The 14,645-nt window shown below is 56.3% G+C and carries 7 protein-coding genes; all 7 read left to right on the top strand.

Going from position 1 to position 14,645, the window contains the following annotated elements; all coding sequences use genetic code 11:
• Nucleotides 1–136: 136 nt before the first annotated feature.
• The gene (gene gltB, locus Q1K07_RS13925) at nt 137–4,585 is read left to right on the top strand and encodes a glutamate synthase large subunit (protein ID WP_300311940.1); all 4,449 of its coding nucleotides are present in this window, start codon (nt 137–139) and stop codon (nt 4,583–4,585) included.
• Between the two features lie 65 nt (nt 4,586–4,650).
• Nucleotides 4,651–6,069 carry an FAD-dependent oxidoreductase gene (locus Q1K07_RS13920; protein WP_300311937.1) on the top strand — a complete coding sequence of 473 codons (1,419 nt, stop codon included), beginning with the start codon at nt 4,651–4,653 and terminating at the stop codon, nt 6,067–6,069.
• 165 nt (nt 6,070–6,234) lie between these two features.
• Nucleotides 6,235–7,890, top strand: a complete 1,656-nt coding sequence (locus tag Q1K07_RS13915; RefSeq protein ID WP_300311934.1) for a CTP synthase — start codon at nt 6,235–6,237, stop codon at nt 7,888–7,890.
• 5 nt (nt 7,891–7,895) lie between these two features.
• Nucleotides 7,896–8,747: a 3-deoxy-8-phosphooctulonate synthase gene (kdsA, locus tag Q1K07_RS13910; protein ID WP_300311932.1), complete on the top strand. Its 852-nt coding sequence runs from the start codon at nt 7,896–7,898 to the stop codon at nt 8,745–8,747.
• Between the two features lie 72 nt (nt 8,748–8,819).
• On the top strand, nt 8,820–10,112 hold the full coding sequence (gene eno, locus Q1K07_RS13905; RefSeq protein WP_300311929.1) for a phosphopyruvate hydratase: 1,293 nt from the start codon (nt 8,820–8,822) through the stop codon (nt 10,110–10,112).
• Nucleotides 10,113–11,195: 1,083 nt separating this feature from the next.
• Nucleotides 11,196–13,712: a hypothetical protein gene (locus Q1K07_RS13900; RefSeq protein WP_300311927.1), complete on the top strand. Its 2,517-nt coding sequence runs from the start codon at nt 11,196–11,198 to the stop codon at nt 13,710–13,712.
• A gap of 470 nt (nt 13,713–14,182) precedes the next feature.
• Entirely contained in the window at nt 14,183–14,440 is a 258-nt protein-coding gene (locus tag Q1K07_RS13895) for a hypothetical protein (RefSeq protein WP_300311924.1), read from the top strand.
• Nucleotides 14,441–14,645: the final 205 nt, after the last annotated feature.

Genomic DNA, 14,645 nt, shown 5'->3' with positions numbered 1-14,645 from the left:
GGCACAGCATGGCTATGCTGGAGAGCCTTTTTTCGGACAGTTGGCGATATTTGCACAGAAAGCAAAATAAAAGAAAAACTTTTAAATATATCGTTTCAACGCTGTGACTACAACCCTTCTTATCTGAGGCGCGCCCATGAACATAGGTCTTCATCAGCCCGGAGAATTCCGAGACAACTGCGGGTTTGGCCTGATCGCCCATATGGAAGGGCAGGCTAGCCATGAGCTGCTCAGCACTGCCATTGAATCATTGACCTGCATGACCCACCGCGGTGGTATCGCAGCCGACGGCAAGACCGGCGATGGTTGCGGTCTGCTGCTCAAGATGCCAGACGGTTTCATGCGTCAGGTTGCCAAGGATACCCTGGGAGCAGAGCTCGGCGAGCAATACGCTGTTGGCGCCATTTTTCTGCCTGATGATGATGAGCGCGAGGCGGCTGCTCGTGCTGCGTTGGCGGGAGAGCTGGAGAAACGTGGCCTGAAAGTTCTGGGCTGGCGCGAAGTGCCGGTGGATCCCAGTGTCTGTGGTCCCATGGCCCTGGAATGCTTGCCGCGTATTCGTCAGCTATTTGTCGAGCCCGGCTCTGTCGATGCAGAACCCTTCGACGTCGCGCTGTTCATGGGGCGCCGTCTGGCCGAGCAGGCACTGAAGCACGAACCCGATTTCTATGTCTGCTCCCTGTCCAGCGAAGTGCTGTCCTATAAAGGGCTGGTAATGCCTGTGGATCTGCCCGCCTTTTACAAGGATCTGGGGGATGACAGGCTGGAAACCGCTATCTGTGTATTCCACCAGCGCTTCTCGACCAATACGGCACCTCGCTGGCCGTTGGCTCAACCTTTCCGCCTGCTGGCTCACAATGGTGAGATCAACACGATTGAAGCCAACCGGGGCTGGGCCAATTCGCGCAAGGAAAACTTTGTCAACGAGCGCATGCCTGAGATCGCCAGTCTTGACGAGATCGTCAACACCACTGGGTCTGATTCCTCGAGCATGGACAACATGCTGGAAGTCCTGCTGACGGGTGGCATGGAACTGCATCGCGCTGTGCGCATGATGGTGCCGCCGGCCTGGCAGAACGTGGAGATCATGGATAGCGATCTGCGTGCTTTCTATGAGTACAACTCCATGCATGTCGAACCTTGGGATGGCCCCGCAGGTGTCGTCATGACTGACGGTCGTCAGGCGCTGTGCATGCTCGATCGCAATGGTCTGCGTCCGGCACGCTGGGTCATTACCAAGAATGGCTTTATCACCCTGGCGTCTGAAATCGGGACTTACGATTACAAACCCGAAGACGTCGTAGCCAAGGGGCGTGTTGGCCCAGGGCAATTGCTTGCCGTGGATACCGCCACGGGCGAGGTTCTGCATACTGCAGACATCGATCAACGCCTCAAGTCCGCCTATCCCTACAAGCGTTGGCTCAAGGAACAGGCACATTTTCTTGAGTCAGCCCTGACGGAGCTGGCAGCCTTCGAGAGCATGGATGCCGATCTTCTCAAAGCCCAGCAGAAGATGTTTCAGGTCAGCTTCGAAGAGCGTGACCAGTTATTGCGTCCCCTGGCGGAAAGCGGCCAGGAAGCGGTGGGGTCCATGGGTGATGACACGCCCATGGCGGTGCTGTCCAGCAAACGTCGTTTATTGACTGACTACTTTCGTCAAAAGTTTGCTCAGGTCACCAACCCAGCGATCGATCCACTGCGCGAAGCCATTGTCATGTCGCTTGAGACATGCTGTGGCACGGAGCGCAATGTGTTCAAGTCAACTCCGGAACATGCGCATCGCATCGTGTTGACGACGCCGATCCTGTCTCCACGCAAGTTCGGCCTGCTGGTGTCCCAGGAAGACCCGGACTTCGCCAGCCATACCCTGTCATTGGGTTACGACCCCGAGCAACTTGGGCTCAAGGGGGCGATTGTCGAGCTTTGTCGTCAGGCTGAACAGGCCACTCTGGATGGCAAGGTCATCCTGGTTCTGTCCGATGCCAATTTGCCGAAGGGACAGGTACCGATCCATGCTGCCCTGGCAGTGGGGGCGGTTCATCATCATCTCGGCAAGCTGGCCCTGCGCCCGCGCGTCAACCTGATCGTCGAAACCGGTTATGCCCGCGATGCGCATCAGATGGCGGTACTGTTTGGTGTGGGTGCCACGGCCATCTATCCATGGCTGGCCTATCAGGTCATGGCGGACATGCACCGTACTGGTGAACTGTCCGGCAATCCGGCAGACGGTCGTGAGAATTATCGCAAGGGTCTGCAGAAAGGCCTTTACAAGATCCTGTCCAAGATGGGTATCTCGACGCTGGCATCCTATCGTGGCTCTCAGTTGTTCGAGGCTGTGGGACTGTCTTCCGAGGTCATGGATCTATGCTTTACTGGCATGGCCTCGCGCATTGAAGGTACCGGCTTCAATGAGTTGCAGCTGCAACAGGTGTCATTGGCCAAGGATGCCTGGTCCCCACGCAAGGACATCGTCCATGGTGGGTTGGTCAAGTATGTGCATGGCCAGGAATACCATGCTTATAACCCGGACGTGGTCAAGGCCTTGCAAGAAGCCGTGCAGGAAGGCAGCTATCCCAAGTGGAAGCGCTTTGCTGAGCTGGTCAATGATCGCGAGCCTGCCACCATCCGCGACTTGCTCAAGCTCAAGCCGGCTCTTGAGCCAGTACCGCTGGAGGAAGTCGAGGCTATCGAAGACCTGCTGCCACGCTTCGACAGTGCTGGCATGTCGTTAGGAGCCCTGTCGCCAGAGGCTCACGAAGCCTTGGCCCAGGCCATGAACGAGTCTGGCGGCCGCTCCAACTCAGGTGAGGGGGGCGAGGATCCTTCTCGTTACGGCACGATTCGTAGTTCCAAGATCAAGCAGATCGCTTCTGGCCGCTTTGGTGTCACGCCGGCCTATCTGGTCAATGCCGAAGTGTTGCAGATCAAGGTGGCCCAGGGGGCCAAGCCTGGCGAAGGTGGTCAGCTACCTGGTGGCAAGGTCAACGAGCTGATTGCGCGCCTGCGTTACTCTGTGCCTGGTGTGACGCTGATCTCTCCGCCGCCGCATCATGACATCTATTCCATCGAAGACCTGGCTCAGCTGATCTTTGACCTCAAGCAGGTCAACCCCGAAGCTCAGGTCTCTGTGAAACTGGTATCTGAGCCCGGTATCGGCACTATCGCCACGGGCGTGGCCAAGGCCTATGCTGACCTGATCACTGTTTCCGGATATGACGGAGGTACTGCGGCCAGCCCGTTGACCTCCATCAAGCATGCCGGCTCGCCGTGGGAGCTGGGCTTGCCGGAAGTTCATCAGGCCCTGCGTATCAATGGGCTGCGTGACAAGATCCGGCTGCAGACAGATGGCGGGCTGAAGACCGGCCTGGATGTGATCAAGGCCGCGATCCTCGGTGCCGAGAGTTTCGGTTTCGGTACGGCACCCATGGTGGCCCTGGGCTGCAAGTATCTGCGTATCTGCCACCTGAACAACTGCGCCACAGGCGTTGCTACTCAGATGGATTATCTGCGTGACGAGCATTTTCGTGGCACGGTGGACATGGTCAAGCACTACTTCCGCTTCATCGCTGAAGAAGTACGTGAATTGATGGCGATGGTGGGGGTGCGCCGACTGACCGATCTGATCGGCCGGACTGACCTGCTCGAAGTGTTCGAAGGGGTGACGGCGTCTCAGCGCAATCTTGATCTGACTCCGCTGCTGGCCAATGATCATGTACCGACCGACGCGCCGCAATACTGCACTGTCAGCCGCAATGTGCCGCATGACCCGGGCACCAAGAACAAGGAGGTACTGGCAGCGTTGGAGGCTGCTATCGAAGCCAAGTCTGGCGCCGATGTGTCTTTCTCCATCACCAACTGTGATCGCTCTGTGGGAGCGCTAACTTCTGGCGCCATTGCCAAGCGCTATGGCGAGGCAGGCCTGGAAGATGCCCCGGTCATTGCACGTTTCCGGGGTGTGGCGGGCCAGAGCTTTGGTGTATGGAATGCCCGTGGTCTGCACCTTTATCTGGAAGGGGATGCCAACGATTACGTCGGCAAAGGGATGAACGGCGGCAAGATCGTCATCACTCCACCACGCGAGAGCCGCTTCGAAAGCCACAAGACGGCGATCATCGGTAATACTTGCCTGTACGGCGCGACAGGCGGAAAGCTGTTTGCCGCGGGTACGGCAGGCGAACGTTTCGGGGTACGTAACTCAGGAGCGCATGCGGTCATCGAGGGTGCTGGTGATCACTGTGGTGAGTACATGACAGGGGGCATGATCTGTGTCCTCGGTGAAACTGGAGTTAACTTCGGCGCGGGCATGACGGGCGGCTTTGCCTATGTGCTCGACGAAGACCGTAGCTTTGTAGACAAGTACAACCATGAACTGGTGGAAATCCACCGCGTCAATACTGAGTCCATGGAAGCCTATCGGCGTCATTTGCGCGAGACCATCGAGGAATATGTGGCAGAGACCGGCTCCGAGCGCGGCAAGGCCATCCTCGAGGACTTCAGCGACTACATCCGTAACTTCTGGCTGGTAAAGCCCAAGGCCGCGAGCCTCAAGGGGTTGCTCGACCAGTCACGTAGCCAGCCTGAATAAGGCTGCTGAGCTATGTCGCAAGTACGTCGCAAATGACCCGAATACAGGCATGAGGAGAAACCACCATGGCTAACCGTTTGAGTAACGATTTCCAGTTTATCGATGTCGGTCGTCAGGATCCGTCCAAGAAGCCGGCACACACTCGTGCACGTGAGTTCGCCGAGATCTACGAGCCATTCAAGCCCATGGACGCTGCCAGTCAGGCACATCGCTGCCTGGCCTGCGGCAACCCATACTGCGAATGGAAGTGCCCGGTCCACAACTACATTCCCAATTGGCTGAAGCTGGTCAGTGAAGGCAACATTCTTGAAGCTGCTGAGCTTTCACATCGAACCAACTCGCTACCGGAAGTCTGTGGTCGAGTATGTCCCCAGGACCGCTTGTGCGAGGGGGACTGCACACTCAACGATGGCTTCGGTGCGGTGACGATTGGCTCCGTGGAGAAATACATCACGGATACCGCCTTTGCCATGGGATGGCGTCCGGATCTGAGCAAGGTCGTCTGGAGCGACAAGAAGGTAGCGATCATTGGTGCGGGGCCTGCCGGCCTTGGCTGTGCCGACATCCTGGTGCGTAGTGGCGTCAAGCCGGTAGTGTTCGACAAGTATCCTGAAATCGGTGGGTTGCTGACGTTCGGTATTCCTGAGTTCAAGCTCGAGAAGACGGTAATGGAGCGTCGCCGCGCTGTGTTCGAGGAAATGGGCGTCGAGTTTTGTCTGAACACCGAAGTGGGCAAGGATATAACGTTCGATGCCATCCTTGAGGAATATGATGCAGTATTCCTTGGCATGGGTACCTACACCTACATGCAAGGTGGTTTCCCGGGTGAAAATCTGCCAGGTGTGCATAAGGCCCTGGATTACCTGATTGCCAACGTCAATCACCGCCTGGGCTTCGAGAAGGATCCGAGCGATTTCATTTCTCTGGCAGACAAGCAGGTAGTGGTGCTGGGCGGTGGTGATACGGCCATGGACTGCAACCGTACCGCCATTCGCCAGGGGGCAAGCCGAGTGACCTGTGCCTATCGCCGTGATGAAGAGAACATGCCGGGCTCTCGTCGCGAAGTGGCCAATGCTCGAGAAGAGGGGGTCGACTTCCTGTTCAATCGTCAGCCGGTGGCGGTGGTCGGAGAGGGGCGTGTCGAAGGCGTCAAGGTCGTGCGTACCCGCCTGGGTGAACCAGATGAGAAGGGGCGTCAGCGTCCCGAAGTGGTGCCTGGGTCCGAGGAAATCATCGCTGCCGACGCAGTGGTAATCGCCTTTGGCTTCCAGCCGAGCCCTGCGCCGTGGTTCGAGAACGTAGGCATCGAACTTGACGAGCGTGGTCGTGTAAAGGCTCCTGAGCATGGTGCCTTCGCTTTCCAGACCACCAACGAGAAGATCTTTGCCGGTGGCGACATGGTGCGTGGTTCCGACCTGGTGGTGACCGCCATCTACGAAGGCCGTCAGGCGGCTGAGGGCATCCTCGATTATCTCGAAGTGTGATGGTGCCAGTGGCATTGTCATTGTGAGTGTGCCGGGCTTCCTGCTGAGCATTGAAATGCAGGGGCCCGGCAAAATTGAGTCAGGTGGGCATATCTGCTAATCTGTCGTCCCATCCTGGCGCGGCTTCCTGCCGAGCCTACTTGATCACGTTTCGACAGGTTCTCCATGACACGATATATCTTCGTGACCGGCGGCGTTGTGTCCTCACTTGGTAAGGGCATTGCGTCGGCCTCGCTGGCGGCGATTCTCGAGGCCCGTGGCCTCAAAGTCACCATGCTCAAGCTCGATCCCTACATCAACGTGGATCCGGGCACCATGAGCCCGTTCCAGCACGGTGAGGTGTTTGTTACCGAGGATGGTGCCGAGACCGATCTAGATCTGGGGCATTACGAGCGTTTCATCCGCACCAAGATGACCCAGTCCAATAATTTCACCACCGGCCGTGTCTACGAGCATGTCCTGCGCAAGGAACGTCGTGGTGATTATCTCGGCGGCACCGTTCAGGTGATTCCTCATATTACCGATGAGATCAAGCGCCGGGTCTACGAAGGTGGTGATGGCTTTGATGTGGCCCTGGTCGAGATCGGAGGAACCGTGGGTGACATCGAGTCCCTGCCGTTCCTTGAGTCCATCCGTCAGATCCGCAGTGAAGTGGGGGCTCAGCGGGCCATATTCATGCACCTGACCCTGGTGCCTTACATTCAGACAGCAGGCGAGACCAAGACCAAGCCGACCCAGCACTCGGTCAAGGAATTGCGTTCTATCGGTATTCAGCCGGATATTCTCATCTGCCGCTCCGAGGTCGAGCTGGAAGAAACCGAGCGCCGCAAGATTGCTCTGTTCACCAATGTCGAAGAGCGTGCTGTGGTCCCGCTGCAGGATGCCGATACGATCTATCGTATTCCGCTGATGCTGCATGAACATGGGCTGGATGAGATCGTCTGCGACAAGCTGCGCCTGGAGGCAGATGAGGCGGATCTCAGCGAGTGGGTCAGGGTGCTCGATGCCAAGCTCAATCCGCTGAAGTCGGTCAATATCGCCATGGTCGGCAAGTACATGGAGTTGCTTGACGCATACAAGTCGCTTAACGAAGCATTGATCCATGCTGGTATTCAGACCAGGGTGAAGGTCAACGTCGACTACATCGACTCCGAGGATATCGAGCGCCATGGCCCTGAACGCCTGGCTGGAAAGGATGCCATTCTGGTTCCAGGAGGCTTCGGTGAGCGTGGCGTAGAGGGCAAGATTGCCACGGCGCGTTATGCTCGTGAGAACGACATCCCTTACCTGGGGATTTGCCTCGGCATGCAGGTGGCGGTGATAGAATTTGCTCGTCATATCGCTGGTTGGGCCGATGCCAACTCCACCGAGTTCACTCATGACACCCAGCATCCGGTGGTAGGCTTGATCACCGAATGGATCACGCCAGAAGGCAAGATCGAGGTGCGTGACGAGGCCTCCGACCTGGGTGGCACGATGCGTCTGGGTGGTCAGGAATGTCGACTGGGCAATGGCACCAAGGCTCGAGAAGCCTATGGTGATGATGTTATCGTCGAACGCCATCGCCATCGCTTCGAGGTCAACAATCAGTTCATTGATGAGCTGGAGAAGGCTGGCCTGGTGGTTTCCGGTCGCAGCATCGACAATTCTCTGGTGGAGATGGTCGAGCTCCCGGATCATCCTTGGTACGTGGCCTGCCAGTTCCATCCGGAGTTCACTTCCACGCCTCGCGACGGTCATCCGCTGTTCACTGGGTTTGTCAACGCGGCACTGACCCACAAGGCCAAGCGTACCCGCGCCCAGGCGGCGCCTCAGGAGTAATCCGCATGTCCGCTTCTCAACGTACCATCGACTTTGCCGGCCTCAGTGCCGGCAATTCATTGCCTCTGATGCTGTTTGCCGGCATGAATGTGCTCGAATCACGCGAACTCGCGCTGGAGATCGCTGAGCATTACGTCGAAGTGACCGGCAAGCTCGGTATTCCCTACGTCTTCAAGGCCAGTTTCGACAAGGCCAACCGTAGTTCCATTCATTCCTTTCGCGGTCCTGGAATGGAGAAAGGTCTGGAAATTCTCGCGGAGGTCAAGGAACGCTACGGTGTTCCAGTGATCACGGATGTCCATGAGTCGTGGCAGGCCGCGCCTGTCGCTGAAGTGGCCGATGTCATCCAGTTGCCGGCCTTCCTGGCCCGGCAGACGGACCTGGTGGTTGCCATGGCCGAGACGGGAGCAGTGGTCAACGTCAAGAAGCCTCAGTTCATCGCGCCTCACGAAATGCGCCACATCATCACCAAGTTCAAGGAGGCTGGAAACGATCGCATTCTATTGTGCGAACGAGGTTCCAGTTTCGGCTACAACAACCTGGTGGTCGATATGCTGGGCTTCGGGGAAATGAAGGATACTGGCTATCCGCTGCTCTTCGATGTCACTCACTCGTTGCAACGTCCCGGTGGTCGAGCCGATAGTGCCGATGGGCGTCGCGCACAAGTGCTTGACCTGGCGCGTGCCGGGGTTGCCGTAGGTATTGCCGGGCTGTTCCTGGAAGCCCACCCGGACCCGGATAATGCCAAGTGCGATGGCCCATGTGCTTTGCCGCTGGAAATGCTCGAGCCTTTCCTCACGCAGATCAAGGCTATCGATGATCTGATCAAGGGACTGCCAGCCATCGATATCCGCTGAAGGCGGCCTCTCCATAGCGCCGCTTTTGCTCAACGCTACGACACCTCTGTATCAACAACAGGACGAAAAAACATGACCAAGATCGTTGATATCCACGCTCTCGAGGTACTGGACTCCCGAGGCAACCCTACTGTTCAGGCAGAAGTACGCCTGGAAAGCGGTGCCGTGGGTGTCGCCTGTGCCCCCAGTGGTGCCTCCACCGGATCCCGTGAAGCTCTGGAACTGCGCGATGGTGACAAGGGCCGTTACCTGGGCAAAGGGGTGCTCAAGGCGGTGGATGCCGTGAACGGCAGGATTCGCGATTGCCTGATCGGCATGGATGCCCGTGACCAGCGTGGCCTGGACAAGGCCATGGTCGAGCTGGATGGCACCGAGAACAAGGAAAACCTCGGTGCCAATGCCATCCTCGCGGTGTCGCTGGCGGCCGCCAAGGCCGCTGCCAATGCCAAGGGCGTCGCCCTGTATGCCCACATTGCTGAACTCTACGGCCAGCCGGGCAAGTACCTGATGCCGGTACCGATGATGAATATCCTCAATGGCGGCGAACATGCCGACAATAACGTCGACATCCAGGAGTTCATGATCCAGCCCGTCGGTGCCGAGAATTTCCGTGAAGGCCTTCGTGTTGGTGCTGAAGTGTTCCACGCGCTGAAGAAGGTACTGGGTGCGCGTGGCCTGGCGACTGCCGTTGGTGATGAAGGTGGCTTTGCACCTAATCTGGCGTCCAATGCTGAGGCCTTGGCGGTGATCAAGCAGGCTATCTCTGATGCTGGCTATGAGCTGGGCAAGGACATTACCCTGGCCCTGGACTGTGCTTCAAGCGAGTTCTACAAGGACGGCAATTATGTGCTGGCAGGAGAGGGCAAGAGCTTCGATGCAGAAGGCTTTGCCGACTACCTGGTGGGACTGGCCAATGAGTATCCCATCGTCTCCATTGAAGATGGCATGGACGAATCCGACTGGGCTGGCTGGAAGTCTCTGACCTCCAAGCTTGGCGATCGTGTTCAACTGGTCGGTGATGACTTGTTCGTCACCAACACCAAGATTCTCAAGCGCGGTATCGATGAGCAGATCGGTAACTCTATCCTGATCAAGTTCAACCAGATCGGTTCTCTGTCCGAGACTCTGGATGCGATCAAGATGGCCCAGGATGCTGGATTCACTGCGGTCATCTCTCACCGTAGTGGTGAAACAGAAGACACTACCATTGCTGATCTGGCCGTAGGTACCTGCGCAGGCCAGATCAAGACAGGTTCGCTGTGTCGTTCTGATCGTGTTGCCAAATACAACCGCCTGCTGGTTATCGAACAAGAGCTGGGTGATCGGGTCAGCTATCCGGGGCGCAGTGCGATCAAGGGGCAGTAACCTCCTGCTCTGCGAAAGAAAGCGCCGCTGTTGGAGATTATTTTTGTAGGAGATTTGCTACAAATTTCCGAGGAAATTGACCCAAAAATGCGCAAAAAAGCTCGCGATACTCTCGCGGGCTTTTTTATTTTTTTGATTTTTAAGGAGAATTAAATTATTCATGCTCTTGTCATACTTTGCTGAGGTGAAACCTGGCGAGTTGAGAACCTGGGAAAAAGTGGCAGAATCAAAAACATGAATCGGAGAGGTCAGGTTCGCAGCGGCATGTGTCCTGATCGCCCCCTCCGGGGAGACGGTGGAGATAGCATGGAGGCTGTCACCACTGTGGAGTCGGGGTCGATCATGGAACCGGTGGTCTGCACCGGAGTGCCGGTCTTCTGATTCTGGGTGTGTTCAGGAATGCGATTATGGGTGCGCTTGGTGCGACAGGGAGTCGCTTCTGGGCAGGGAGGTCACCCTAGGATTCGGGCAGAAGGATCTGCTCAAGGAAATGCTTGGAGCGGGCGGCCTACGGGCCGCCTTTTTTTTGCCTTCAGTACTTATTACTGGTGAACCTGCAGGCATGCATGTGCCTGTCTGTTGATTGATCAATGTTCCCAAATACTGCATCAGGCATTTTTCTTTCACGGAAAGTGATAAACGTATTGCCATGAAGGATGCAACATCCTATTCATGTGTTGGCAATAATTCCTGCAATACTCATATGAAATTTCAAATATTATCTCAAGAAAGATAATGCTCTTTCTTCCCATGCGCGCGATATGTCTCTACCCACTGCTATAGATAATCTCCAGGCGAGGTAATGTGTTTCAGGAACGAAACTTAAATCAAACGACTGTCTTAAAGCTATGGAAATTTTATTCTCTATAAAAGCCTTGAAAGAGTATTTTTTTCTTTTCTCATGAGTCGTGACACCAGAATTAACAATACGACTCAAATGATGACTGAACATCACCATCGTTATTCAAGAGAAAAAGAAACTTCATTAGCAGCAATTGGCGTTGCCTCACATACTGGTTGAAGGCACGTGGTAATCATGTGCGTGCATGGGAACCATTCATCTTTCAAGGATTGGAGTGACTCATGGTGACTCAGATTGGCAGCATCGATAACAACATCACGATTAACTACAACGGGGAAGAAATCGTACTGGACTGGACCAGCGATTACTTCCTTGATGGAAACGCCACCAATGTTGACTATGGCACCGACGCCATCTTTGATCTCGGTTTCATGACCATCGACTACTCCTCTTCTCTGGGGGCGGACCTGGATACTGGAGATGTTACGGTTCCTCCCATTGATGGTGTCGGGCCGGAAGCCATCGCAGGGGTTGGCGCTGTTCTTGAGTTACTGCTCGGTGCGGCAGGTGCCGATGAACAGGCTTTCGACTCACTGGGCGATACCATCTCCGGACTGATGGGCAGTTCTGGGACCTCGGCCTCCGAAGCGGCCGATGCCATCACTGCCAGCCTTGGTGGCTCTCTGGATGATAGCTTGGCGGGGCTGGGTATAGACGCTCCAGCCGAAGAAGTGATCGGAGCCCTGTTGAGCGGCAAGGCTGGCGCGGGTGATGAAGTCCTGACCCAGGTCGGCGATGCTCTCGACGTGTCTCTGGATAGCCTGGGTGAACTGGTTGATGGCGACATCACCCTGGCTGAGTTCCTGCTCAGCGATAACGGTGTGCTTGGAAGCCTGATCGGTGATCAGAGTGTCCTTTCCGGTATCCTCGACGGCACTTCGGAGCTGGTTGCCGCCGACACTGCGGCACTCGAGGCCGTTCAACTGACCATTAACCAGCTGCTTTCCGGCGATGTTCTGGGTGACCTGCTCACTGAGGGCGGGCTGGCTGACAATATCACTGGTGCAGGCCCTCTGGCCGGTGTGCTGAATGTGGTGCTGGGTGACGAGGGGCTGTTGGGAGGTCTGGTCACTGGCGACACTGAACTCTTGGGTACGCTTCTGGGCGAGGGCGGTCCGTTGGCGGGTGCCACAGACATCCTGACTACCGGTGGCCTTGGTGAGCTGCTGGCATTGTCAGACAGCCTGCTGGGTGGCGGTCTGGATGGTGTGCTGGATGGTGCGCTGGGTGGCATTCTGGACGGCGGCCTACCTGTATTGGGCGGCTTGCTGGAAGGGGGTGAACTCGGCGGAGACCTGCCGTTGCTGAGCGGTCTGTTCGATGGTGGCCTGCTGGATGGTGACCTGCTGGATGGTCTGCTTGGTGGTAATGGTGGTGTGGTTGGGCCGGAAGCCATCGCCGGGGTTGGCGCTATTCTTGAAATGCTGCTCGGTGCAGCAGGTGCTGATGGCCAGGTTTTTGACTCGCTGGGCGATACCATCTCTGGTCTGATGGGAGACACAGGTACCTCGGCGTCTGAAGCGGCCGATGCCATCACCGCCAGCCTGGGAGGAGCCCTGGATGGTAGCCTGGCGGGCCTGGGTATCGATGCTCCAGCCGAAGCCGTGATCGGAGCCCTGTTGAGTGGTAAGGCGGGGGCGGGTGATGCCGTCTTGACCCAGGTTGGCAATGCTATCGACGTGTCCCTGGATAGCCTGGGTGAACTGGTTGATGGCGACATTACCCTGGCTGACTTCCTGCTTAGCGATAATGGTGTTCTGGGCGGCCTGATTGGTGATCAGAGCGTGCTCTCCGGCATCCTCGATGGCACATCTGAGCTGGTTGCAGCCGATACTGCGGCACTGGAAGCTGTTCAACTGACCATTGACCAACTGCTTTCCGGTGACGTTCTGGGGGATCTGCTGGCTGACGGTGGTCTGGTTGGCGGTTTGACCGATGGTGGCCCTCTGGCTGGTGTACTGAATCTGGCACTGGGTGACGAAGGTCTGCTGGGAGGTCTGGTCACTGGTGATACCGAGCTCCTGGGTACGCTTCTGGGCGATGGCGGCCCGCTGGCGGGAGTCACCGGTATCCTGACCGATGGTGGTCTAGGCGAAGTGCTGGCATTGTCAGACAGCCTGCTAGGCGGTGGCCTTGACGGCGTGCTGGATGGTGCGCTGGGTGGCATTCTGGATGGCGGTCTGCCAATCCTGGGTGGTTTGCTGGAGGGTGGTGCTCTCGGCGGAGACTTGCCGCTACTGGGGGGCTTGTTCGATGGCGGCCTGCTGGATGGTGACCTGCTTGGCGGTCTGCTGGGTGGCGATGGTGGCCTGCTGGGTGGACTGACCGGAGACGGTGGTCTACTGGGCGGCGTATTGGGTGGTGACGGTGGCCTGCTGGGTGGCGTGACCGATGGCGTGCTGGGCGGTGACGGTGGCCTGCTGGGTGGCGTGACCGATGGCGTGCTGGGCGGTGACGGCGGCCTGTTGGGTGGCGTGACCGATGGCGTGCTGGGTGGCGTGACCGACGGCGCTGGCAATCTGGTCGGTGATGCGACCGGCACCGTGACCGATGCCGGTGGCCTGACTGACGACGTTGCACTGCTTGATAATGACGACTTGCTGAGCGGGGACCTGCTGGGTGAAGGCGATGCCTTGACAAGCGATCTGGTGAATAGTGTTGATCCGGCCACTAGTGGGCTGGTGAGCACTGATATCATTGATGCTCAGCCTGAGCCGCTACCTCTGGAAGTTGCCTGATAGATAATCTTTTGGATTTATATCTTCAGGTTCTTCTCACAGCACTCCGCGGATTTTCCGCGGAGTGTTTTTTTATGCCTGTATAAGCTTGCTGGAAATATATGGTCTGAAACTAGGCATTTTTCTCTCTGGCCTAGCAGTGCTGGGAGTCTTATTGGCTTATTCATTTAGTTTCGTAATGTTTTATTTGGTGATGGATGGAGGAATATGTCGTGGATTGATTCCTTCTTGTCTTTCTATGCGTGTTTCTGACGGTTTGTGTAATTACTGTGGTGGTTGTTAGTATGTAAATCACAAACTGTTACGGTTTCTATTTATATCCAAGCCTACAATAGTATTCGGCATGTTGAATAGTCTCGTGAAACATACGGATTAACTTAGCATGCTAATCCGCACTGAGTTATATATCTGCCTGAAGGCGGATAGTGGATTTTTGGGAATTGAAGTAAAACCAACAGGAGAGTGCATCAATGTCAGCTATTGATAAAGCAGCAAAAGAATCCCTGGCAGGTGATAGCATTAGGTGCCTGCGAGAAGATGAGTTGGCCATGGTCCGAGGAGGTCTGGGCGATATGGCAACGACCCTGGCGCTTGGTGAAGAAGATGGCGGTGGCATCGGTGGCGGCGGTTGCTGGGCAACGACCCTGGCGCTTGGTGAAGAAGAGCCGTGGGACATGCTGAGCTCAGCGCTGGATATCGACTTCCATTTCGATCTCGGATGGAACTGACAGAATAGTTGTGCATGATGCCAGAGTGCCACGTAATGATAACCACGTGGCACTCTGGCTTTTGAGCAGGGATGACTTGCTATGAAAGTATAATGACAATAAGGCAGTTAGAGGAAATGCGGGCCAGTTGATGTATCGCTATATGGCATTTATTTTATTGAATAATAAATGCTATCTATCTATATTAATATTCTAAATTATTGGT

This window comes from Halomonas sp. (assembly GCF_029263665.1).
In the GTDB taxonomy this organism is placed as follows: domain Bacteria; phylum Pseudomonadota; class Gammaproteobacteria; order Pseudomonadales; family Halomonadaceae; genus Halomonas.
This window is presented reverse-complemented; position numbering and strand designations above follow the sequence as displayed.

Excerpts from the sequence above, each read along its gene's own strand:
- gltB (WP_300311940.1), top strand. The coding sequence starts at position 137 with ATGAACATAGGTCTTCATCAGCCCGGAGAATTCCGAGACAACTGCGGG.
- Q1K07_RS13920 (WP_300311937.1), top strand. The coding sequence starts at position 4,651 with ATGGCTAACCGTTTGAGTAACGATTTCCAGTTTATCGATGTCGGTCGT.
- Q1K07_RS13915 (WP_300311934.1), top strand. The coding sequence starts at position 6,235 with ATGACACGATATATCTTCGTGACCGGCGGCGTTGTGTCCTCACTTGGT.
- kdsA (WP_300311932.1), top strand. The coding sequence starts at position 7,896 with ATGTCCGCTTCTCAACGTACCATCGACTTTGCCGGCCTCAGTGCCGGC.
- eno (WP_300311929.1), top strand. The coding sequence starts at position 8,820 with ATGACCAAGATCGTTGATATCCACGCTCTCGAGGTACTGGACTCCCGA.
- Q1K07_RS13900 (WP_300311927.1), top strand. The coding sequence starts at position 11,196 with ATGGTGACTCAGATTGGCAGCATCGATAACAACATCACGATTAACTAC.
- Q1K07_RS13895 (WP_300311924.1), top strand. The coding sequence starts at position 14,183 with ATGTCAGCTATTGATAAAGCAGCAAAAGAATCCCTGGCAGGTGATAGC.